General features: G+C 42.2%; 20 protein-coding genes. 12 read left to right on the top strand and 8 right to left on the bottom strand.

What is annotated here, in order from left to right; translation table 11 throughout:
• Positions 1–266 precede the first annotated feature (266 nt).
• The 4 genes from metX to dcm all read left to right on the top strand — a co-directional run bounded on the left by metX (position 267) and on the right by dcm (position 5,073).
• Complete coding sequence (gene metX / locus ACP69U_RS03330; RefSeq protein WP_426137855.1) at positions 267–1,697, top strand: homoserine O-acetyltransferase MetX; 1,431 nt, start codon at positions 267–269, stop codon at positions 1,695–1,697.
• Positions 1,694–2,311 carry a methionine biosynthesis protein MetW gene (gene metW, locus ACP69U_RS03325; protein ID WP_045443684.1) on the top strand — a complete coding sequence of 206 codons (618 nt, stop codon included), beginning with the start codon at positions 1,694–1,696 and terminating at the stop codon, positions 2,309–2,311. The genes metX and metW overlap by 4 nt, the downstream gene beginning before the upstream one ends.
• A gap of 561 nt (positions 2,312–2,872) precedes the next feature.
• Positions 2,873–3,454: a tetratricopeptide repeat protein gene (locus ACP69U_RS03320; RefSeq protein ID WP_045443681.1), complete on the top strand. Its 582-nt coding sequence runs from the start codon at positions 2,873–2,875 to the stop codon at positions 3,452–3,454.
• A gap of 344 nt (positions 3,455–3,798) precedes the next feature.
• On the top strand, positions 3,799–5,073 hold the full coding sequence (dcm, locus tag ACP69U_RS03315) for a DNA (cytosine-5-)-methyltransferase (RefSeq protein ID WP_426137805.1): 1,275 nt from the start codon (positions 3,799–3,801) through the stop codon (positions 5,071–5,073).
• Here dcm and ACP69U_RS03310 read toward each other — a convergent pair.
• Positions 5,019–5,738 (bottom strand): PmeII family type II restriction endonuclease, encoded by a 720-nt coding sequence (locus tag ACP69U_RS03310; RefSeq protein WP_045453744.1) that lies wholly within the window; start codon positions 5,736–5,738, stop codon positions 5,019–5,021. The two genes, dcm and ACP69U_RS03310, sit on opposite strands and share 55 nt — an antisense overlap.
• Before the next feature lie 64 nt (positions 5,739–5,802).
• Entirely contained in the window at positions 5,803–5,994 is a 192-nt protein-coding gene (locus ACP69U_RS03305) for a hypothetical protein (RefSeq protein WP_193007888.1), read from the bottom strand.
• Positions 5,995–6,313: 319 nt separating this feature from the next.
• Here ACP69U_RS03305 and ACP69U_RS03300 point away from each other — a divergent pair, with 319 nt between their 5' ends.
• Positions 6,314–7,405: a rhodanese-related sulfurtransferase gene (locus ACP69U_RS03300; RefSeq protein WP_426137804.1), complete on the top strand. Its 1,092-nt coding sequence runs from the start codon at positions 6,314–6,316 to the stop codon at positions 7,403–7,405.
• 103 nt (positions 7,406–7,508) lie between these two features.
• Here ACP69U_RS03300 and uraH read toward each other — a convergent pair whose 3' ends face one another.
• Both uraH and serA read right to left on the bottom strand, forming a co-directional pair.
• Positions 7,509–7,940 carry a hydroxyisourate hydrolase gene (uraH, locus tag ACP69U_RS03295; protein ID WP_201539760.1) on the bottom strand — a complete coding sequence of 144 codons (432 nt, stop codon included), beginning with the start codon at positions 7,938–7,940 and terminating at the stop codon, positions 7,509–7,511.
• Positions 7,941–8,348: 408 nt separating this feature from the next.
• Entirely contained in the window at positions 8,349–9,575 is a 1,227-nt protein-coding gene (gene serA / locus ACP69U_RS03290; protein WP_045453737.1) for a phosphoglycerate dehydrogenase, read from the bottom strand.
• 553 nt (positions 9,576–10,128) lie between these two features.
• Here serA and ACP69U_RS03285 point away from each other — a divergent pair.
• Positions 10,129–11,499, top strand: a complete 1,371-nt coding sequence (locus ACP69U_RS03285; RefSeq protein ID WP_426137854.1) for an FAD-binding oxidoreductase — start codon at positions 10,129–10,131, stop codon at positions 11,497–11,499.
• A gap of 97 nt (positions 11,500–11,596) precedes the next feature.
• Here the strand turns inward: ACP69U_RS03285 and ACP69U_RS03280 are convergent, their stop codons facing one another.
• The gene (locus tag ACP69U_RS03280; RefSeq protein WP_198329675.1) at positions 11,597–12,226 is read right to left on the bottom strand and encodes a BLUF domain-containing protein; all 630 of its coding nucleotides are present in this window, start codon (positions 12,224–12,226) and stop codon (positions 11,597–11,599) included.
• 623 nt (positions 12,227–12,849) lie between these two features.
• Here ACP69U_RS03280 and ACP69U_RS03275 point away from each other — a divergent pair.
• The 4 genes from ACP69U_RS03275 (at position 12,850) to lspA (ending at position 19,120) form a co-directional block, all read left to right on the top strand.
• A complete protein-coding gene (locus ACP69U_RS03275; protein ID WP_045453728.1) occupies positions 12,850–14,487 on the top strand; it encodes a carbon-nitrogen hydrolase family protein in 1,638 nt (545 codons plus the stop codon).
• Positions 14,488–14,632: 145 nt separating this feature from the next.
• Positions 14,633–15,208, top strand: coding sequence for a protein disulfide oxidoreductase (locus ACP69U_RS03270; RefSeq protein WP_426137853.1), 576 nt, complete (start codon positions 14,633–14,635; stop codon positions 15,206–15,208).
• Between the two features lie 425 nt (positions 15,209–15,633).
• The gene (gene ileS, locus ACP69U_RS03265) at positions 15,634–18,480 is read left to right on the top strand and encodes an isoleucine--tRNA ligase (RefSeq protein WP_426137803.1); all 2,847 of its coding nucleotides are present in this window, start codon (positions 15,634–15,636) and stop codon (positions 18,478–18,480) included.
• The gene (lspA, locus tag ACP69U_RS03260; RefSeq protein ID WP_426137802.1) at positions 18,473–19,120 is read left to right on the top strand and encodes a signal peptidase II; all 648 of its coding nucleotides are present in this window, start codon (positions 18,473–18,475) and stop codon (positions 19,118–19,120) included. The genes ileS and lspA overlap by 8 nt, the downstream gene beginning before the upstream one ends.
• Before the next feature lie 156 nt (positions 19,121–19,276).
• Here the strand turns inward: lspA and ACP69U_RS03255 are convergent, their stop codons facing one another.
• Positions 19,277–19,888: a glutathione S-transferase family protein gene (locus tag ACP69U_RS03255; protein WP_426137801.1), complete on the bottom strand. Its 612-nt coding sequence runs from the start codon at positions 19,886–19,888 to the stop codon at positions 19,277–19,279.
• Positions 19,889–20,104: 216 nt separating this feature from the next.
• A complete protein-coding gene (locus ACP69U_RS03250) occupies positions 20,105–20,776 on the bottom strand; it encodes a DUF1294 domain-containing protein (RefSeq protein WP_426137800.1) in 672 nt (223 codons plus the stop codon).
• 148 nt (positions 20,777–20,924) lie between these two features.
• Between ACP69U_RS03250 and ACP69U_RS03245 the strand changes: the two genes are divergently transcribed.
• Together ACP69U_RS03245 and ACP69U_RS03240 are read left to right on the top strand one after the other, a co-directional pair.
• Complete coding sequence (locus ACP69U_RS03245; protein WP_426137799.1) at positions 20,925–21,422, top strand: FKBP-type peptidyl-prolyl cis-trans isomerase; 498 nt, start codon at positions 20,925–20,927, stop codon at positions 21,420–21,422.
• A 50-nt stretch (positions 21,423–21,472) separates the two neighbouring features.
• Positions 21,473–22,513, top strand: a complete 1,041-nt coding sequence (locus tag ACP69U_RS03240; RefSeq protein ID WP_426137798.1) for an aldo/keto reductase — start codon at positions 21,473–21,475, stop codon at positions 22,511–22,513.
• A 170-nt stretch (positions 22,514–22,683) separates the two neighbouring features.
• On the opposite strand, the gene ACP69U_RS03235 is transcribed toward ACP69U_RS03240, so the two are convergent.
• The gene (locus tag ACP69U_RS03235) at positions 22,684–23,484 is read right to left on the bottom strand and encodes a lysophospholipid acyltransferase family protein (protein ID WP_060490440.1); all 801 of its coding nucleotides are present in this window, start codon (positions 23,482–23,484) and stop codon (positions 22,684–22,686) included.
• Positions 23,485–23,595 lie beyond the last annotated feature (111 nt).

Here is a 23,595-nt window from a genome sequence, read left to right as displayed (position 1 = left end):
CTGTGCTTAAAAGACTATGCTCAAAAGACTCGCTCGACGGTTGTACTCCTACGCGCATCACCATACAATAGGCAAGCACATTGTAAGAAAAACATTTAGAAAACAGTGTCGGCAAAGCAGTATTGGCAACACTGCCTATCGACAGTTTGCCCTTTTTATTTTATTGATGATTGTTGTCTTGCGAGGTAGCTTTGAACGCACGCCCTAATAATACCAGTGACCAGTCCCCAACAGATACGCTTCATTCGGCGAGCTTAGTTAATCCCATGGACTCAGTAGGTTCAGTCGGCATTATCACGCCTCAGATTTTTCATTTCGCTGAGCCGTTGACGTTAGAATGTAATCGTACTTTGCCATCGTTTGATTTAATCATCGAAACTTATGGCACGCTAAATAGTGATAAATCAAACGCGGTACTCATTTGCCACGCCCTATCCGGCAGTCATCACGCGGCAGGTTTTCATAGTGCTGATGATAAAAAGGCTGGCTGGTGGGACAATATGATTGGCCCTAATAAAGCCATCGATACCAATCGTTTTTATGTCGTATGTGTCAACAACATCGGCAGCTGTTTCGGCTCTACCGGTCCAACGACCATTAATCCTGACAGTATCGATTCAGACCAGAATAATGTAAACAAAGACAGTTTAGACAAAGACAGTTTAAACAAAAACAATCCAGCCAGTGAACCGCAAGTTTATGGTCCTGACTTTCCGCTCGTCACTATTAAGGACTGGGTAAAAACCCAAGCGATGCTCTCAGATCGCCTCGGTATTGACGTTTGGCATGCCATTGTTGGTGGCTCAATGGGTGGTATGCAGGCGCTGCAATGGTCAGTTGATTATCCAAATCGATTAAAACGCTGCGTGGTCATTGCCAGCACGCCAAAGCTCTCAGCACAAAACATTGCCTTTAATGAGGTTGCTCGTCAGTCTATATTGTCTGACCCTGACTTTAAAGATGGTCGCTATTTGCAAGCAGGCACCTACCCTCGTCGCGGACTAATATTGGCTCGGATGGTTGGGCATATCACTTACTTAACCGATGACGCGATGAAGGCGAAATTTGGTCGTGATTTAAAGTCTGGCAAATTTATGTATGGCTACGATGTTGAGTTCCAAGTGGAGAGCTATTTACGCTATCAAGGCGAGCGCTTTAGCGAAAACTTCGATGCCAATACTTATTTGCTCATGACAAAAGCCTTAGATTATTTTGATCCAACACGTGAATATCCATCAGCCATGGCAACAGATTCGACAGAATCAGCAGCACAGCTTAAGGACTCGATCACCACATCAGTCGAATCTAGTAAACAAAGCACGCAACCTGCGTTAGAAGATACGGTGGCAACGATAGATGAGAGTGAACAGCATCGTCAGCAAGAGCTGTCTGCGCTCAAAGCCGCCTTTGCCCATACGCAATGCCAATACCTAGTGGTCTCATTTACCACGGATTGGCGCTTTGCACCGGAGCGCTCACAAGAGATTGTCGATGCACTAATGGCGACTGGCAAACCCGTCAACTATATCAATGTCGATGCGCCGCATGGTCATGATTCTTTCTTATTTGATATTCCCCGTTATATGGGTGCCGTCCGAGGATTTTTGACTGCGCCATTTATCACCGACAGCAAATCAAAACAACCAGCACAAAGCACAAATCAAAGCAGCCAGCAAAAATCAGGAGTACGCTCATGAGAATGGATCATCAATTGGCTGAGCGCTGGATTGCGCCGCACTCGCATGTACTGGACTTGGGCTGCGGCAATGGTGAGCTACTCGCGCATTTACAACAAAATCGCGGCGTCACTGGCTACGGACTTGAGATTGACGAAGAAAAAATCAATGATGGTATCGCCAAAGGCTTATCTATCATCGAGCAAGATCTGAATGATGGTCTGGCACGTTTCGCTGATAACAGTTTCGACACCGTCGTCATGGCACGGGCGCTGCAAGCGGTGAAATCGCCTGATGTGCTCTTACTTGACATGCTACGTGTTGCTCGCGAAGCCGTTATCACCTTCCCCAATTTTGCCCATTGGCAAAACCGCATTCATTTAGGGCTTAAAGGTATGATGCCCGTTTCAGAGGCATTGCCTTATGAGTGGTATAACACCCCAAACATTCATCTGTGTACGTTTAAAGATTTTGAGCAGCTTTGTGCACAGCATGATATTCATATCGTCAACCGCTTTGCCGTCAGCGATTCTGAAAAAGGTCATACGCCACTTATGAAAGCATTGATACGCCAAGCACCCAACTTATTGGCAGACGTCGCTATCTATCGTGTCACCAAACAAAAACCCGAATAATAGGTTTGTCTACTTAGGGCGTATCTTTATTTTAAATAATGGTGATAAAAATGAGATAAATTGCTGTCAAATAAGGATAGTAGCGCAAATAATATCGAGATATTGCTAAGCTATTTGACGATGTTTGGCAAAATTTAACCATTTTTGCCCATTTAGAAGATAATCGATTGAATTGAAGACACGCCCTAGCATTGGTTGAAAGCGGTAACACGGCTCATAAATACAAATTTTAACCTTAATGACTTATTAATTTATTCTTACGCTTAAGTAACTCTATGATTTTATTGAGGACAACGAGGTATGAATACCCATTAAATCATGTAATTAGTATTTGAGTTTCGTAAGTTTGGGTGTTAAGCTAGCAAAATAGTGTCAATCGCATCCTGATTCTGACCGTTTATCGGTTCGATTAAAGGAATTTGCCACACCACATCGATTAATTATATTGCTAATGATTGGGTAAGTTGGTATCGCAAGATTTCACCTAATTGTTATCGCCGTCTAAACCCTTTTAGCGGTGCAACTTTTTTTGCTTATTAACTGCCTAATTTTGGAGCTGCTATGAAATTATTAAAAGCTGCGTTGTTTACTGCCTTATTTTCTTGTGCAGGTCTAGCAAACGCTGAGTTAATATCAAACGTGCCACTTGATACGTCACGTTTTGAGCTAATGCCAGTTAGTGAACTGTCTAACCGCGCTGCCCAAGGTAACGATCACGCTCAGTTTTATTTAGCCAAGCGCTTACAGAAAGGCGAAGGCATTGCAAAGAATACCCAACAGGCTATTCAGTGGTATACCAAAGCGGCTCAGCAAGGCGTTGCCCCTGCTCAGTTGAATCTTGCCATCATGTACTTGCGCGGTGAAGGTGTGCAGCCTAACTTGCAACAAGCGAAAGTTTGGTTAGAAAAAGCCGCTATGCGTGGCGATAACCGTGCCAGCTATACCCTTGCATTGCTCGATGAAAAGCAAAAAAATCTAGTCGATGCTTATAAATGGTACGATTTGGCTGCCCGTGATGGTATGCTTGATGAAAAAGTCCGTAACAAAGCACGCGGTAAAATTGGCCAGTTGGCATTGAACTTATCAAGCTCAGACATCGCTAGCGCTCGTAGCAAAGCCGATACTTGGTTCCAGAGTAAGTAAATCTAGCAACATACAGTTTTATTTTAAAAATAAAAATCCAGCCTTTGAGCTGGATTTTTTGTTGTCTGTTTCGCTCACATTTTACTTTTTTTTATAGAGAATTACCCATACATTCTTTGACGTAGACTAATCATGAATTTAAAGGCTTATATTCTCAATGAGTAGATAATCGTATAGCCCCAAGCCCAAAAAGTAAAATTAGCTTAGTCAAAATTGCTAAACATAATATATGTAGTGTGTGCTCAAGTTTCTCACATTACTCTAATTTTTGGAAATAGCATGAAAGCACTAGAGAGTAAAAAGATAATTTAATGCATTAGATATTATGTAACCATTGTATAACCATGTATAATGTTTCAATGAGAAAATTTTATACTATTGCCGAAGCTTCCATTATTCTTGGAAAATGCAAACAAACTCTACGTAGATGGGATAATAAAGGTAAGTTAACTGCCTTTCGCGAACCCATAAGTAATTATCGAGTTTATAGAAAAAAGGATATCAACGCTATTTTACAGCCTACTTTGTTAACCGATCCAATAATTAACTTTGTCAAACCTCATAAAAAATATACTGTTCTTGAATTGTTTGCAGGTGGTGGTGGACTCGCCTTAGGACTTGAGCAGTCTGGCATTCAATGTGTAGCACTCAATGAAATAGATAAATGGGCTTGTCAAACGTTACGACACAACCGTCCTAACTGGAACGTACTAGAAGGTGATATTAAGTCGTTCGACTTTTCAGAATACAAAGGCCAAGTCGATATCGTGACAGGTGGTTTTCCTTGTCAGGCTTTTAGCTATGCAGGTAGAAAGCTTGGGCTTGAAGATACACGTGGTACATTATTTTATGATTTTGCACGAGCAGTTAATGAGGTTCGACCATTGATTTGTGTTGGGGAAAATGTCAGAGGTTTAATGTCGCATGAAAAGGGTAAAACTTTGGAAGGTATGATTTCCGTTCTTGATGAAATTGGATATCGAGTTGTTCCAGTGCAGGTATTAAAAGCTATTCACTATAATGTACCTCAAAAGCGAGAACGCTTATTTATTATTGGTATACGTAAAGACATTGATATAAATTATCAATACCCCAAACCATCAAATAGAGTTTATAATTTGAGAGATGCTCTAAAAAAAGGGATGCTATATCAAACAGACGTTCCGAAATCAGATGGTGCAAAATACCCCATACATAAAAAAGAAGTTATTGACTTAGTACCACCTAAAGGCTATTGGCGGGATTTACCTCTTGATATTCAAAAGGAATATATGGGTAAAAGCTTTTATTTAGGTGGCGGTAAAACTGGAATGGCTAGACGGATAGGATGGGATGAGCCTAGCCTTACTCTGACTTGTAGCCCTGCTCAGAAACAAACTGAACGTTGTCATCCTGATGAAACTCGTCCGTTTACAGTGAGAGAGTACGCACGCATCCAAACCTTCCCCGATGATTGGAAATTTATTGGTTCAACCTCTCAACAATATAAACAAATTGGTAATGCCGTCCCTTGCAATCTAGGTAAGGAAGTCGGATACTCTTTAGTGAAATTTTTAAATGCTTATTATGAGAAATCAAACAGTGAGGATTCTTCAATTTCTTTTGCCAATGCTATATAGCCTTGTTTAAAGAAATCATGTGAGTACATATTAAGAATCATATTATCCAATTTCCCAACCAGCTTTTCGTAAAATCCAGAGTACCCTGTCAGTCTATGCCAAAACTCATTGCCAATAACAACAGGAAACTGCTTATCAATTTCCTTATAGTGTTGGCTTAGTTGGCTTTCATCGCCGTATAAAACACCTAGTATCAAATCTGAGTTATTTAGATTTATGGCATTGGTTCTAGCTAGATTTGTTACTGTTGTAAATTTAGCTAGAAGTGGATTGACATCCTCTGAATTTATGGTATTTGGTCCTGATTTTAATTGACACCATTTCTTCCGACCATCAACTTTATCTTCAAACTCAATATCCATGCCTTTTATTAATGAACCTTGGGCTAAATCTAATTCCACAAACATATTCTGAATACGAGTCCCGAAAGATGTGTTTATTGAAGTTCCTAAAACCCGTGGATAATATAAGGCTTTAGCTATACCAAGAGGTGTGAAATCATCTTCTAAAATCTTAGATAAATACTTAACAAGAATTGGATTTATCTTATACGACTTTAGCTTTGAATGTGTTTTGATCACATTTATTCTATGATTGTCGAATATCTTTTCTTGAAAATATTTGGCTATTATATCCAATAGTTCTTGTTCACTTTTATTGTCCATAGTTTCCTACATGGTATTTCTAGTAAATTTGAAGCATCAATTATACACACACTTCAGTAGAGTACTAATTTATTAATACTTTACTGAAACCCAACAAACAACTCTCTTGATAATCTTTTTCTTTACTTAGGCGGATGTTGTCCTGCTTTGATAGGTCTAGAAAACAATGGCTATAAGTCTGCCAAGCCGTCTCTAGCTGAGTGCTATCAAGTTCGCGGACATACTTTTCGATGACGATAGATTGAAACAAAGACATACGAGCGCCTTAATAATAAAATAAATAGAACCAAACGATGAGCAAACGTCTACTATAGCAAGCTCTACTCATCGGATAAATGCCTAAAATTGATAATCACTCAGATAAGATTTCTTTAGTGAGTCGGCATTGCTTTAGCGATACCATTCGCTATTAAAGTATTCAAAACTTCCCTAAAATTTGCTACACTACGCGCGCATTAGCCAATTCCACAATCGCGCTATTGTTATAGCATTACCAATTAATTTCAACCGTTAATTTTAAAAAGCACCTTAAACCCAACGCACTAGGTTTGCGACCTAGCCAGCAGGAGAAAAATATGAGTACCATTCAAGATCACAATACAGATAGCAATATCCAGAACAGCACTGTCACCGACAACAAATTAGCCCCAGCCTACGATAGCGTCACCAATAACATCGTCGTTGCCGCTCTATATAAGTTCACGCGTTTTGCTGACTTTGAGCAATACCGCGAGCCAATTTTAAATAATATGCTCGATAATGATGTCAAAGGCACGTTATTGATTGCTAATGAAGGCATTAATGGTACGATTTCTGGCACACGCCAAGGTATTGATAACGTCCTTGAGTATCTGCGCAGTATCGAAGCGATTGGCAGCTTTACCTTTAAAGAATCTTATACCGATGCTCAGCCTTTTTATCGTACCAAAGTGAAGCTCAAAAAAGAAATCGTTACCATGGGCGTTGAAAATATCGACCCATTGCAATCAGTTGGACGCTATGTAAAACCAAGCGAATGGAATGCGTTAATCTCAGACCCTGACGTCATTCTTATCGACACCCGTAATGATTATGAAGTTAAAATCGGTACGTTCCAAAATGCCGTCAATCCAAATACCGAAACGTTCCGCGAGTTCCCAGAATACGTCGCAAAAGAGATGGATCCAGCCAAACATAAAAAAGTCGCGATGTTCTGTACTGGTGGTATACGCTGTGAGAAGTCTACTGCTTATATGCGTGAGCAAGGCTTTGAAGAGGTGTATCACTTAGAGGGCGGCATCTTAAAATATCTAGAAGAAATTCCAGCCAGCGACTCTATGTGGCAAGGCGATTGCTTCGTTTTTGATAACCGCGTGTCGGTCAATCATAACTTAGAAAAAGGAAACTATGAGCAATGCTTCGCCTGCCGTATGCCCATTACTGTCGATGACATGCAAAGCCTTGCTTATATCAAAGGCGAGTCTTGCCCGCATTGTATTGATAAAGCAACGGATGAGCAAAAAGCCAGATTTCGCGAACGTGAGCATCAAATGCAGTTAGCAAAGAAACGTGGCGAAGCGCATATTGGTAGCGATGTGATTGATGTGATTGAGAAACGCAAAGCCGCTAAAATTGAAGCACGTCGCCAAGCAGAGGAAGCCAATAAAGCTAACGCTGAACAAGTTTAAGATGGATAAAAGCAAAAAGGACGCCCCAATCAAATATTTGATTGGGGCGTCCTTTTCTGCTTTATTAGTACTAACTTATGACTTACTTAGTACGTAATATGGCTTAGCTACCGCGGTAAGTGCTATAGCCGTATGGAGATAAAGTGATTGGCACATGGTAATGATTATCGCCTTCGATATTGAAATTGACTTCAACATATGGATAGAAAGACTCTAGACCTTGATTTCGGAAATAAGGAGTCGTCTCAAAAATCAACTTATAAGTACCGTCATGCTCAACACCGTCTTGATTCGGTAAGAAGTTGCCGATACGACCATTATTATCAGTCTTTTGCGCATTAAGCAATTTCCAGCTACCAGTTTTCTCTTGCATCATCAGTTTTACATTGACGTTTGGTGCTGGTTTGCCCGTACTAATATCTAAAATATGACTAGATAATTGATATTTATCTTGATCACCAGCAGCATGGCTAGCCGTTGCAGTCATAGCTAATACGCTACCAAATGCAGCTGCCTTGAGTAAGTTGTTTTTCATGAATCATCCTATTCAGTCAATTGTATGTGTTAAATAAATTACCTTCTTCAGCAAGCTATTTACCATTTTTAAATATGCTTATCCGCAGAAAATAACCGTGATTTACCTCAAAAACATAATCAATCATGTTGTTCATTAAAAATATATTCATCATTATAGGCTTAATGTACTGGTGTAGTTTATATTGTTAATAAGACCCTATAATTAAGATAATGTTAACTTATATAAAAATGAGTATAGTGAATGTAAAACTTACATTCGCTATAATTTGGGTTACTTATAAATAAAAAGCATCAATGCCATGATTGAACATTGCAATTGCTTGATTTAAGACAAAAAAATAGCAGACTATCTGAATGATGGTCTGCTATTGCTATGCTAAAAATTATGTTTGCATGCAAATATTATTTAAAACAAAATACGCACGCGAATCGTCTCTTCTACGTCTTTTAACTGATCTAGCGCGGCAGTTGAATCATTGTAATCAACATCCATGACCAAATAACCGACATCGCCTTCTGTCATTAGGCTCTGTGCTAGGATGTTAATTCCTGCTTCTGCAAACAGACGGTTGATCTGAGATAGCACGCCTGGCACGTTTCTATGAATATGTAACAGACGATGCGAATTTTCTTTGAATGGAATAGAAACTTCTGGGAAGTTCACGGCTGTTGCTGTGTCACCTTGGTCAGAGTATCTAACAAACTTATCAGCGACTTCAAGTCCGATATTAGCCTGTGCTTCTTGGGTTGAGCCACCAATGTGCGGCGTCAAGATGACGTTATCAAATTTACGCAGTGGTGATTCAAACTCTTCATCAGCTGATTTTGGCTCTTTCGGGAATACGTCGATCGCTGCGCCCAAGATTTTACCAGATTCAAGCACAGCGGCTAAATCATCAATCTCTACGCAAGTACCACGAGCGGCATTGATAAAGTAGCTGCCGTCTTTCATATGCGCGAACTGCTCAGCTTTCATCATGTAGCGGGTGCTTGGTACATCAGGTACATGCAAAGTCACGATGTCAGCCGTTGATAGTAGCTCTTCTAAGCTACCTACTTGTACCGCATTACCTAGTGGCAATTTGGTCACAGCATCATGATAAATGACTTTCATACCAAAGCTTTCTGCTAAGACAGACAGTTGCGAGCCGATAGAACCATAACCGACGATACCGATAGTCTTACCACGTACTTCATGTGAATTGGTCGCAGACTTGCCCCAACCGCCACGATGTACGGTCGCGTTCTTTTCAGGAATGCCGCGATATAGCATGATGGCTTCGGCCAATACCAATTCAGCCACCGAGCGGGTGTTTGAGTATGGCGCGTTAAAGACGGGAATACCCAAATCACGAGCGGCGTCTAAGTCTACTTGGTTAGTACCGATACAAAAGCAGCCAATACCGATGAGCTTGTGCGCGTGCTCAAGTACTTCACGTGTCAATTGCGTACGCGAACGGATACCGATAAAGTGAGCGTCTTTAATTTTTTCGATCAGCTCATCTTGATCTAATGCGTGACTGATATTCTCGATGTTATGATAACCAGCTCCTTCCAATACTTTTAAAGCATTGTCATGTAGACCTTCAAGCAATAAAAACCGGATTTTGTCTTTTTGTAGTGATAACGCCATATGAGAACTGTCCTATAATTGTCTTGTAAAATTATCTGAGGGATAATCTGTAGTCGAAGCCGTTTAAAGTAGGTACAAAGTAACCAAGCGCAAACCATACACTGAGTACATTAAATGAGGTTAACGTCGTAACCACTTACCAATGCTTTAACTATAGGGTGGGTGAAACGAAAACAGTCTGGATATCTTACACAAAATTGGGCGGCGATGTTAGCAGATTAGATGAATTATTGGTTATCAAGCCTGAAAAATTTTTATGCTATAGTAAATCACGCTGTTCGACGTTTATTAAACTATTTTTTGCCATTTACCGCCATATAAGCACGCAGCATGACATCTTTCTATCATTGCTTTACTGGCTCACTTATAATCATATAAATACGTACTATATAAACATACCTATGTGGCTATGTTTATATCCATTTAGCGATATAATAATCCCCTTTAGGCATAGCGCTTACGTTTATACCGAGATTTGACCATGACTTCTTTATCTAGCCAAAGTACCTCTGCAACCCATACAGCTGCTGTTCAAACTATTTTGAGCACTTTGATGGATGTTCATCAGTTTGATGCCAGCCAAATCAAAACCGACCCTGAGAGCTTAGAGCATTGGGGCAAAGATTGGACCAAGCATTTTGCCCCTGCTGCTGCTGCCATCATCTTTCCGAAGACGACTGAGCAAGTACAAGCCATCGTATTGCTTGCTAATGAGCACAATGTGGTGCTAACGCCAAGTGGCGGTCGTACCGGTTTGTCAGCTGGCGCCGTCGCCGCCAATGGCGAGATTGTCGTCAGTATGGATAAGATGAACCGTATCGGACAGTTTTATCCAGCCGATCGAATAGTTGAAGTCGAAGCCGGTGTTATCACGCAGCAGTTGCAACAATTCGCAGAATCGAAAGACCTTTATTATCCTGTCGACTTTGCCTCAGCTGGCTCAAGTCAAATCGGTGGCAATATCGGCACCAATGCAGGTGGTATCAAAGTCATACGCTACGGCATGACTCGTCAATGGATCATGGGGCTGACAGTGGTCACTGGTAAAGGCGATATCTTGCAGCTCAATCGCGGTATCGTCAAGAACGCCACGGGTTATGATTTGCGCCAATTATTTATCGGTAGCGAAGGCACACTTGGGCTTGTCACCCACGCGCAAATCAAGCTTGAGCGTCAGCCGCAAGACTTAAATGTCATGGTACTTGGTATGGACAGCTTTAATGATGTCATGAATGTGCTATCAGCCTTTCAAGCAGAGATTGATTTGACCGCTTTTGAGTTCTTTGATGATGTGGCGATTGATAAATTGATGGCACACGGTCAAGTACAAGAGCCATTTGAGTCGCGCACCAAGTTCTATACGCTATTAGAGTTCGAAGCGCCGTACGAGCCGATCATGGATAAAGCCATGGCGATATTTGAGCATTGTATGGAACAAGGTTGGGTCGTCGATGGTGTCATGAGCCAAAGCTTGGCACAGGCTGAAGAGCTGTGGAAATTGCGCGAATACATTTCTGAGACCATCTCAGTATTTACCCCTTATAAGAACGATGTATCCGTACTGATAAGCTATGTCCCTGAGTTTATCACCGAGATTGATCACATCGTCAGCAGCAATTACCCTGACTTTGAGGTTTGCTGGTTCGGTCATATTGGCGATGGCAACTTGCATCTTAATATCTTAAAGCCTGAAAACATGAGTAAAGACAATTTCTTTGCAGAGTGTCAAATCGTCAACAAACACGTGTTTGAAACCGTGCAAAAGTATGGCGGTTCGGTTTCGGCTGAACATGGCGTCGGTATGACTAAAAAGCCTTATTTACAATATAGCCGCAGTGAGACTGAGATTGAGTACTTACGAGAGGTAAAAAAAGTCTTTGATCCAAATAACATTATGAACCGTGGCAAGATTTTTGATATGTAAGCGCTTATTTAATAATTAAAGTAATAAATAAGCGAGTATGGAAAAGACGCTAAACGTGATGGTTTAGCGTCTTTTTTTGTCTTATAAAAGTGATTATTTATAAAAATAACAACACTAGCGCTACCACTAATAACACACTTAAAACACCTTGGACGATTAAAAATGCTTGGTGCGGGGCGGCGATATGACGAAACATGTTGCCCAGTGCATTATAGGTAATACCAGCCGCTTTAATATGTGGCGGCGTATCAAAGGTTTTGATGATTTGTAAAAAATTCTCGGTACGATCAGGCGACCAATTATGCGGCGCAAATGGCAAATATAGCGATAACTGTGCGGCTTGCTTTTTGCTCGCTGGTGACCATAACCAACGCTCTAAAAATAATAAGCGCATACGCCAATCCGCAAAACGGCGATGTTCTATCGTCTGTAACAGCAATATTTCAGTATTCTTATGGCGCTTATCCGCAAATATGCGTTGCTTTAAGGCAAATACGTGCGCTTTCTCACCTTCGATGCATTGCAAAAAATGACCACTACCATAACATAGAGTACCTGTAATGCCATGCTGTTGATTATAGTTACGCGCATGACATTCTACTTCATCAAATATAGAGGCGCTTAAACGTGAGACAAGCGTCAAACTACTAACATACACCAATTGAACCAGCGCTGAGTCTTCTATCTCATCCCAGCTACTGACTCTATTGTTGTGACTTGAGGGCATAATAAAAAAATCCTAAAAAACCGATTAAATACGGCTAAACAAAACAAACACAACGACGCCCCAATGAAAAAAGACAGCGACTCACAAAAACGTAGCAAATAGTTACCACGTTAAACTGTCATTACTTGAGTAGCTTGTTATGATAACCAGCAAAACAAATAGACCAAAACCAAATAGATCAAAATTAAGCATTCTAAGATATGCTATTTAAAAATAATGTTAAGCTAACAAAATATCTGTACTGACATCCTCAGGTTAGAATCTGTACCAAACACTTGGCTTGTCTTAACCCCAACGACTGTTTGTGAACATTATGAAAAATTTTATAGTCACTTCAATTTATAGTTACTTCAACTTATAGTCACTTTAATTTAAATTTATAGCTACTTTAAAATGATATGAGGTTCAAAAAACACGGTCAGTAACGCCAAATCTGACAGAATTCATAAGATAAATCATTTTCATAACTTATTGTAAATACAGTGATAATTGATTGTAACGATAATATTTTATGATTGGAATATTTTTATCACTTTTTTTACACAAAAAATTGCCAACCGAATTGTGGCAACGCATGCTATTTGATATCACTAAAATTAATAAAGATCCAAAACAGGAACATTATGAGCAAAATAGAAAAACTAGACGACTTTCATCTAACCATCGCTGAAATCAAGAAAAAAGACTATCCACAATTAAAAGCATTAATGGATCGTGTCTATGTCAACTTGGGCGGTGCATGGTCAAAGAACACTATTAATACCTTAATCGATGCCTTCCCTGAAGGTCAGATCGCTTTATTTGATCATGATCAATTGATTGGCATCGTGTTATCTATGCGTGTTGATTATGCCACGTTTTCTAACCCGCACACCTACGACGACTTGATTGGTCATAAAGAGATTATCAGAGACAACCCTGAAGGCGATGCCATTTACGGTTTAGATGCGCTGATCGACCCTGAATACCGTGGTTATCGCCTAGGACGTCGATTGTATGATGCCCGTAAAGAGCTGTGTCGCCAGTTAAACTTCCGAGCTATTTTGGCTGGTGGTCGTATCCCGAACTATCATAACCATCAAGATCTCACACCTGGCGAATATATTGAAGCCGTCGCGGCTCGTGAAATTCATGATTCTGCATTGTCTTTCCAACTCTCAAATGGCTTTATCGTCAAGCGTATCTTAACGGCTTATTTGCCTGACGATAAACAATCTAAAGGTTTTGCTACTCTACTTGAGTGGGCAAATATTTATTATGAGCCGCAAGATTATAAGCCAAACACTCGTAAGTCTGAGGTGCGTATTGGTGGTATCCAATGGCAAATGCGTGAAGTCGAGTCACCTGAAGAGCTGCTGCAGCAAGTCGAGTTCTTTGTCGATATTATGGCTGATTACAATTCTGACTTTGCTTGTTTACCAGAGTTCTTTAACGCACCTTTGATGGGTCTGTGTGAATCGACGGATCAAAACGTCGCTATTCGATTTTTAGCCGGTTATACCGAATGGTTTAAAAATGAGATATCGCATTTAGCGGTCAGCTACAACGTCAACGTCATTACAGGCTCTATGCCGTACTTGGACGAGGACGATACGTTATATAATGTCAGTTACTTGTGCCGCCGCGATGGTACGGTCGAAGAGCAGCGCAAAATCCATATTACCCCGCATGAGCGTAGCGCTTGGGTCATCGAAGGCGGTGACGAGGTTAAGGTGTTTGATACCGATGCCGGTCGTATTGGTATTTTGGTCTGTTATGACGTTGAATTCCCTGAGCTTGCCCGCCTCATGGCACTTGATGACATGGACATCTTGTTCGTGCCATTTTGGACAGACACGCAAAACGGCTATCTACGCGTGCGCCACTGCGCCCAAGCACGTGCGATTGAAAACGAATGTTATGTGATGATTTGTGGTTCGGTTGGTAACTTACCACAGGTTGAAAGTCTCGATATTCAATATGCGCAGTCCTCTATCTTCTCGCCATCAGATTTTGCTTTCCCGCATGATGCGATTATGGCAGAAACCACCGCCAACACTGAGATGGTATTCTTTTCAGATGTGAACTTAGACAAGCTTATTCATGTCCGTAACGAAGGCTCGGTACATAATCTGCTTGATCGCCGTGATGACTTGTATAGTTTGAAATGGAAGAGAAAATCTAAAGTATCAGCCAGTAAGCTAAGCGATGATGAGCGCCTTGAAAACTCTGGTAGTGTCCTGCTCGGTGACCCATTACAAAACCGTGCGCAAAAACCTTAATCAGTCACTTTAAAATACCAACACTGAACACGGTTTAATAAAATTTATGAGTAATACGGCTGACATTTCAGCCGTTTATTTTTATCTATCAACAACCACTTATCAAAGCCGTTTATACAAAACCTATAGCAAAAAAGCAGCCATTATGACGACTGACACTGATACTGATACTGATACTGATACTGAAAAATCCATTAAAAAACCAAAGAAAACACCCAAGCAAAAGGGGTTGTCTATCGCTAAAAATCTCCTCATATATGGCTTGGTATTTGCTGTTATTTATACCGCTGTTAATTGGTGGCGACAGCCTATCATGCCAGCCAACCCGCAATTGCAACTGACCGATTATCAAGGGCAAGTCGTTGACTTAGCGGCGCTGAGCAATGAACAACCAACGCTGGTGTATTTTTGGGGCACGTGGTGTCCCATTTGTAGTATCACCTCGCCGACCATAGACAAACTTGCCGCCGCAAATGATTATCCAATCGTTACGATTGCCATTAAATCAGGTACTGACCAAGAGCTGCATCACTACCTTAATGAAAACAGCTATCGCTTTGCGACGATAAATGATCAAGAAGGCAGCATCTTCGCTGATTGGCAAGGACAAGTGACGCCTTCGTATGTCATCTTAAAGAATGGCGAGATGACTCAAGGTTTGACGGGCATTCAACCCTTATGGTCGCTGAAATTGCGCTTATGGTTATCATCAGTTTTTTAACGCTTAGCCTGCTGTTTAGAGTTCAATTATTTAGAGCCCAATCGATAGACAATGGCACTTGCCATCCGTATGATTCAATAGGTGATGCATAACTCATATAAATGATTGGTTTTGGCTAAAATAAGGACAATACTGACCAGCTCTTTTTACCCTAGCCTTTTTGTCATATAATAGCTGCCAATCTCATTGCCTCTTTTTAGTTTATTGCTATCACGGTATTTTATTATCCATAAGCATATTTTATGTTGCATTCGTCTCGATAGCATTTATTATTGACGTGAGCATATTTATGACGTTGATGCACAGCGATATATTATAAGTGAGAAAGCGATCATCAACGGTTAAGCAGCCAGCTAAGCATTACCCTAAATGTCACATCTGATTTTACATCGATTTTTAATCCATTTTCTAAAAAGACACCTTCTATGACTGATAAAAGTACTGATACGCCAAGCCAGGATTATAAAGACACGCTAAACCTTGCCGATACGCCCTTTGCAATGCGTGCCAACCTTGCCAAGCGCGAGCCAGATTGGCTTGCTGCTTGGGAAGCGGATGATGTGTACGGCAAAATTCGTCAGGCACGTGCTGGGGCGACCAAATATATTTTGCATGATGGCCCTCCATACGCCAATGGTCAGATTCACTTGGGTCACGCGGTTAATAAAGTACTCAAAGACATTATCGTGAAGTCAAAAACGCTATCAGGTTTTGATGCGCCTTATGTCCCCGGTTGGGACTGTCATGGTCTGCCTATCGAGCAAAAGGTCGAAGCCAAAGTTGGCAAGGTCGGTCAAAAAGTATCGGCGACTGAGTTCCGCGGTCTATGCCGCGAGTATGCGAGCACCCAGATTGAATTGCAAAAGGCAGATTTTAAACGTCTAGGCGTATTTGGCGATTGGGACAACCCATATCTAACGATGAACTTCCACCAAGAAGCCAACATCGTACGCGCCCTTGCCAAAATTTATGACAATGGTCATGTCACTCGCGGTATGAAGCCAGTCAACTGGTGCTTGGACTGTAGCTCTGCGCTGGCTGAGGCGGAAGTGGAATACCAAGACAAAGTCTCTGATGCTATCTATGTGAGCTTCGATGTTTTGGATACCGATAAGGTTGCCTCGTTGGCTGACGTAGCAGGCAATATCGCCGCTGTTATTTGGACGACGACCCCTTGGACGCTACCTGCTAACCAAGCCATCTCTGTACATCCTGAGCACAACTATAGTGTGGTGGCGACTGAAAAAGGTAATTTGCTATTAGCCACGGATTTGGTTGAAACGGCATTAACGGAACTCAAACTTAGCAATCAGGGTGTGTTAGCTACCGTATCTGGGCGCGAGCTTGAAGGCTTGCGTGCCCAGCACCCATTGATTGCAGACCGCCAAGTGCCATTAATCCTAGGCGATCACGTCACTACCGATAGCGGTACTGGCCTCGTGCACACGGCACCCGGTCACGGTCTCGACGATTATATCGTTGGTCTAAAATATAATTTACCTGTTGAAAATCCAGTCAGTGGAACGGGCGTCTACCTAGACAGTGCCGCAGTATTTGCAGGCGAGCACATTTATAAAGCCAATCCAAAAATCATCGCTGCACTGCATGACAACGGTCATTTAATCAGCCATACCAAGATTGAACACAGCTATCCGCATTGCTGGCGTCATAAGTCGCCGATTATTTTCCGTGCGACGCCGCAGTGGTTTATTAATATGGAAACACAAGGTCTGCGTGAGCGTGCGCTTGCTGATATACCAGCAGTAAGCTGGACACCAGCATGGGGACAAAATCGTATCGAAGCCATGATGACGGGTCGACCAGATTGGTGTATCTCACGTCAGCGTACATGGGGCGTGCCGATTACTTTCTTTACCCATAAAGAAACAGGCGAGCTGCATCCAAACACGCTTGAGCTGATGGAAGTCGCTGCACAAAAAATCGATGCAGGCGGTGTGGAAGCTTGGTTTGATGCCAGCTGTGAAGACTTCTTAGGCAGCGAAGCGGCTGATTATGATAAAGCAACCGATACCTTAGACGTTTGGTTTGACTCTGGCACGACGCATTTTGCGGTCCTTGAGCAGCGCGATGAATTGACCAATCCTGCGGATATGTATTTAGAAGGTTCAGATCAGCATCGCGGTTGGTTCCAGACTTCATTATTGACCTCAGAAGCCATGTACGGTCGCCCACCATTTAAGCAAGTACTGACGCATGGTTTTGTGGTTGATGAAAACGGTCGCAAGATGAGTAAGTCACTTGGCAATATCATCACGCCGCAGGAAGAGATCAATAAAACAGGCGCGGACATGCTGCGTTTGTGGATTGCCTCAAGCGACTATCGTTATGAGATGAGCGCGGGCAAAACGGTCTTTAAAGGTGCGATCGATATGTATCGCCGTATTCGTAACACCCTGCGTTTCTTACTTGCCAATACCGATGACTTTGATCCTGCGACCAACAGCGTCGATATCAATGAGCTGGTCAGCCTTGATAAATTCATCATTGAGCGCGCGCAAACCGTGCAAGCACAAATCATCAGTGCTTATGATGCGATGGATTTTCACCAAGTCACCCAGCATATTACTGCGTTCTGTTCGCAAGATTTGGGCAGTTTCTATTTAGATATTATCAAAGATCGTCAATATACGACTCAGACTGATGGACAGCCTCGTCGCTCTGCGCAGACAGCTATCTACCATATCACTCATGCGCTGATTCGCTGGATCACACCGATCTTGTCATTCACCGCGCAAGAGGCGTGGGAAGTATTGCATGGCGCTGACAGTTATGTATTTACTGAAGAATGGTATAAATTTCCAGAATTTGAGCTAAGCGCGATCAGCAACGATGACTGGCAACGTATCATGCTTGCAAAGGATATGGTCAATAAACATATCGAAACGGCACGTGGCGAAAAAATCATCAACGCTAACTTGTCTGCCGATGTTAATCTGTATGCTGACGGTGCAATGCATGAAAGCTTGGCCAAGCTGGGTGAAGAGCTGCGCTTTGTACTAATCACTAGTAGCGCAACTTTGAAACCTATGAGCGACGCTCCTGCCGATAAAACAAGCACAGATGAGCAAACTGACGCCAGCACGGATGAATCAGTAGACTTAGTGGTCAATGTGAGCGCCGCAACTGGCACCAAGTGCGTACGCTGCTGGCATATCCGTGATGATATCGGTACCGATAGTGCACATCCAGAATTATGCGCACGCTGCGTGACTAACGTCAGCGGTGATGGTGAGGTGCGCCACTATGCCTAACCATACGTCTAACTCAACAGAATCATCAGACAACAAGCCGCCATATGGTGAAGTCGATAAATCACCTGAACCAGCTCATGCAACCACAGGCAGCTCAACGACACCGAAAAGTCGTCTGAATAAGACGCCAAAAATGATTGCGAATGGCCGTCGTGCGTTTATGTGGTATCTCCTATCGTTGGTCGTGCTAATCATCGATCAATGGACGAAGTGGCTGGCTGAAACTAAGCTGACTTTTCATGAGCCAGTGCCTGTGATTGAGCCTTTTCTGAATTGGACACTGGCATACAATTATGGCGCGGCATTTAGCTTTTTGGCAGATGCCGGTGGTTGGCAGAAGTGGTTTTTTTCGGGATTGGCATTGATAATGTCGCTATTTTTAATTGGCTACCTGATAAAAGCCCCGCGCCAAGCCAAGCTACTATCGACAGGTCTAGCGCTAGTGCTCGGCGGTGCGGTTGGCAATCTCATTGACCGCTTACTACATGGTCACGTCATCGACTTTATCCATGTACACAACGCTGATGTCTGGCATTACCCTATCTTTAATATTGCAGATATGGGCATTAGTATCGGTGTGGCGTTGATTGTCATTGACATGCTGTTTTTAGAAAAAAAGCGTGAAATGCCGCGGTCATAATTTTAAATCGCATTAATACAGTTAGATTTATAAATAAAAAAGGTGGGTTACGCAGTCGTAACCCACCTTTTTTATTTATCATTTTTTCTGATAAAGGCTATTGGCATAGAGTATTGCGCTTATACGCCACTCTCAACAGCTTACATTCATGATTAATTATCTCTTAGGAAATTTCTCACGCTTCGATAATTTTTTAAGATAATCTTGAACCTGCTCAGGCAACTCAACGCCCAACATTTTTAACCATGAAAACAAATGCTGATAATAAATGTCTGCCAGCGTAAAGCTGTCCCCCGCTATATACTCCTGCTCATCTACCCAAGCATAAGCAATTGGTAGGGCTTTTTGGATACACTTCATGCAGTTGTTAGCGGTGCCCTCAGGCCAGTTTTCATAATTGTCTAATACCTTGATTTTGGTGAGTATCCATAGATAACTCTCAATTTCGATCATGCCAAATGAAATCACTTGACGAAGTTTATAGTTTTTCTCAGCGAAGTTCTCATCTGCTGTGTTTGGTGTCAAAGGTTTGTCAGGGTGTAACTCATTGAGATATTCAATAATAGCCAACGACTCAGTAAAGTGTTTGCCTTCATGTGTGATGGTAGGGATTTTACCAAAGGGGTTAACGGCTAAAAACTCAGGACTTCGCTGCTCCCCTTTTTTACCATCTATTTCTTTGGTCTCATATTCTAAGCCCAGCTCCTGTAATGCCCAAATGACCGTTTCAGCGCGACTTGGATGGCTATATTTGTATAAAGTAATCACTTACGTTCGCCTTTTATTATTAATGAAATCCATTTAAGGTTTATTCTGAAAAATCGTGCTCATTGCGTACGATTCGTCATACTCGCACAAAATACCAATGCACGGCAACCAGCCACTCAAGATATAAAACTTTGATGTTTCATCAGCTGTTTATTTTAGACTTAAGCATTAAATATCAAAACTACACCGCTCACTATGATAAATAAAACAGTGCTTTTATACCAAAGAATCAAGTAATCCTTGCAAAAATGCTAAGCCTCCCCCTGTTAATATAAACAATAACCCCGCCATATTGATGAGAACAGTCAAATAATACACCACTCGAAATTCAGGCTTTTGCGACTTGTGGCGTAGATACGTCTGCGCAACCATCGCGCCCACCCAACCGCCCAGCGCACTTAGCAGATGCAAGGTTGATTCAGGTGTGCGCCAATCATTATTCTGAGCAGCGGCTTTGTCCTTGGCATACATCATATAAGTAATGAGACCCAAGGCCACATACCAACCCACAACCAGCCAGCTGAGCTTGTTCATGGCGGCCAACAAGATTAATACGCCATAAAAGCCCACACCAAGGAACAAACGTTTCTTTTGTCCCGCTTCAAAGTCTGCTTGCATGCTACGTTTGTGATTACGCTGACGGATTTTCTGATTCTTTTGTGACATTTTTTGCTGCACAAAGCTAAGTTCTTGTACATCTTTTGCTTGCATACGCCCTTGATTGTCTTGCCCAAACGTAAAAACAACTGGCTCACCGACCTCAGGGCGACGGCGCGCTTTAAACTCATTGATATGAAAAAATATTGAATCACCATTCTGTGTTTCGATAAAACCAAAGCCTTTGTCGTCTTGCCACTTTTTAATGTGACCTTGTTGCTTATTTACCATAAAACCCCCTGCCTGCTTTTAGAATTGCCAAATATATTACACTATTTGCGTTACACTATTTACGCTTACATACTCTCCAAGATGGCTTATCATTTCTTATATTATTTGCCAAACCAATTCCTAATCCCGTAATAAATGGCTGTTGACTATGACCGACTCACAATTTATCAATCCCAATGAAGACACCCGTATCACTTTTGGCAGCCTTGTAAAGCTGCACTTTGAAGTATCACTAGAGAACGGTACGATGATTGATTCTACCTTTAGCCGTGATGCGCCTGTGACGCTCACCATTGGTGATGAAAGTTTGTTACCTGGCTTTGAGCAGGTATTAATGAACCTGCGCGCAGGTGACACGCGCTCTGCTCACCTTGAGCCGGAGCAGGCATTTGGCGATTGGAATCCTGACAACATTCAACATTTCAGCCGTACTCAGTTTGCGTTAATCGCTGATAGTCCAGAAATCGGCATGATGGTAGAGTTCGAAGACAAAGGCAAAAACACGCTGCCGGGTACGATTAGTGCACTCGATGACGATCAAGTCGAAGTGGATTTTAACCATCCCCTTGCCGGACAATCCCTGTTATTTAAAGTAAAAATCTTTAAGGTTACCCCGCCTGGTGTCACTGGTATAAAGCTCATGTAATCGCTTGAAAAACTGTCAGCTATAAAAATACATTTACAAAGGACATTCATATGCAATATCAAATGTTGCCACAACTCAATGAAAAAGTTTCTAAGATTTGTTTAGGCACGATGACATGGGGACAGCAAAATACCGAGACCCAAGCACATGAACAAATGGACATGGCGCTAAGCGAAGGGGTGAATTTTTGGGATACGGCGGAAATGTATCCATCGCCGCCGGATAAGGACAAGCAAGGCGATACTGAACGCTTTATGGGTACATGGTTTAATAAAACCAAACAGCGCGATAAAGTCATTCTTGCTAGCAAAATATCGCCGATGGATTTTTTGCGTGATGGGCAAACGCGTTTTAATGCCGAACATATTAGCAGCGCCATCGATGGCAATCTTCAGCGTTTGCAGACCGATTATATTGATATTTATCAGCTCCATTGGCCTGAACGTCAGGCGAATTTTTTTAGTCAGCTTGGCTATACCGAAGAGATGGCATCGCAACCATTAGATGATTTGACGCCATTTCTAGAGACCATTCAAGCGTTAAATGATGAGATTAAAAAAGGGCGTATTCGCGCTTATGGACTATCGAACGATACCGCTTGGGGACTGATGCGCTATCTATGGGAGGCGGATAAAAATGGTTTGATCTCTCCTATCACGGTGCAAAATCCTTATAGTTTGCTAAATCGCTTATATGAAGTCGCTATGGCCGAGATTACGCACCGTGAAAATGTAGGTCTATTGGCTTATTCACCGCTTGGCTTTGGTGTCTTATCTGGTAAATATCTCGATGGCAAACGTCCAGCGGGTGCGCGTCTGACGATGTATGATCGCTTTGCGCGCTATACCAATGAAGAAGCGCTATCAGCCACTACTCAATACGCCAAAATAGCAGAAGACGCAGGTTTAGATATGGCACAGATGGCACTAGCTTTCGTCAACTCACGCTCATTTGTCACCAGTAACATTATTGGCGCTACTACGATCGAGCAGCTAAAATCCAACATCGATAGTATACACTTAACCTTAAGCTCAGAAATATTAGAAGCGATTGAAGCGGTGCATACCCAGCATCCCAATCCATCACCCTAATTTTAGCTTGAGGTGACACCATGGTCTGATGAGAACCAGACTTTGGCGCATTGAGGCTGTCGTATTTATAATCGACAAAAAAAGGCGCAAATCGCAGTTATGAACTGAGCGATTTGCGCCTTTTTTATTAGAGCGTGTTAAATATTCGAAACTATTAAGCTGTCACCGCTTTATATTTTAGCGACTTTCGTTAAGACTCGCGAATGTAATTCGGCCAAACCTTCTTGCATACGGGCTTGTAACAAGTCCGTCAATTCACTTTTGCTCAACCCTTTAGGATCTATTGGCTCAAGTGGCAATACATAGGCGGTCACATCTTTAGTATCGAGTACCTTTTTTAGGCTCTCTTTCATCGTAAGCTTGCCATAGTAAGGCAACTCTTCACTTAACGTACCGTCTTTATTGACGTAAGCAATTACCAGCGGGCGTACGGGCACGTCAGCATCTATCGCAGCTTGTAGCAACGTGCCATGAATACGTTTGATTTTTTTGCCATCAGTGGTGGTTGCCTCAGGGAAGAATATAACTGAGAAACCTTTGGTCAAAAAGCTGGCAATTTGTGCAGCGACCGACCCTGCATCACCGGAACCACGCTCGATAAATACCGTGCCTGCTGCATGAGCCAGCTTACCAAATACAGGCCATTCACCGATTTCGGCTTTGGATAAGAAAAAAGCAGGACTCAGTGTACCCACCACAGGGATATCCATCCATGACACATGATTGGATACCCATAATCCGTGGTGTTGCTCTACCCGCTCGACTGCCACAACCTTGACGCCAAAAGAGCCTGCCATTTTGCGGCAAAAGGCTTGAATATAGCGTGGCAATTTTTCGCGTGGGGGCTGCTTAAATGCGCCAATACGTTGGGCGGCGCGCAATCCACCAGCGATAGTGGTGGTCATGCCAGCAATTTGTTTGCCGCGCCCCAACTGTTGTCTGAGTGAGAAGCCTGACTTAGATTGGCTCATCTGTGTCCCTCGTGGTTAAAAACTTATGATTATATATCGTAAACAAGCGCCATGAGTATAACAAAATTTATTCATTCAGTGACGATTTGTTCACTGAGTTGCTGTTTATTC

This window comes from Psychrobacter sp. TWR1-1-1, assembly GCF_049895865.1.
GTDB classification, from domain to species: Bacteria; Pseudomonadota; Gammaproteobacteria; order Pseudomonadales; family Moraxellaceae; genus Psychrobacter; species Psychrobacter immobilis_A.
This window is presented reverse-complemented; position numbering and strand designations above follow the sequence as displayed.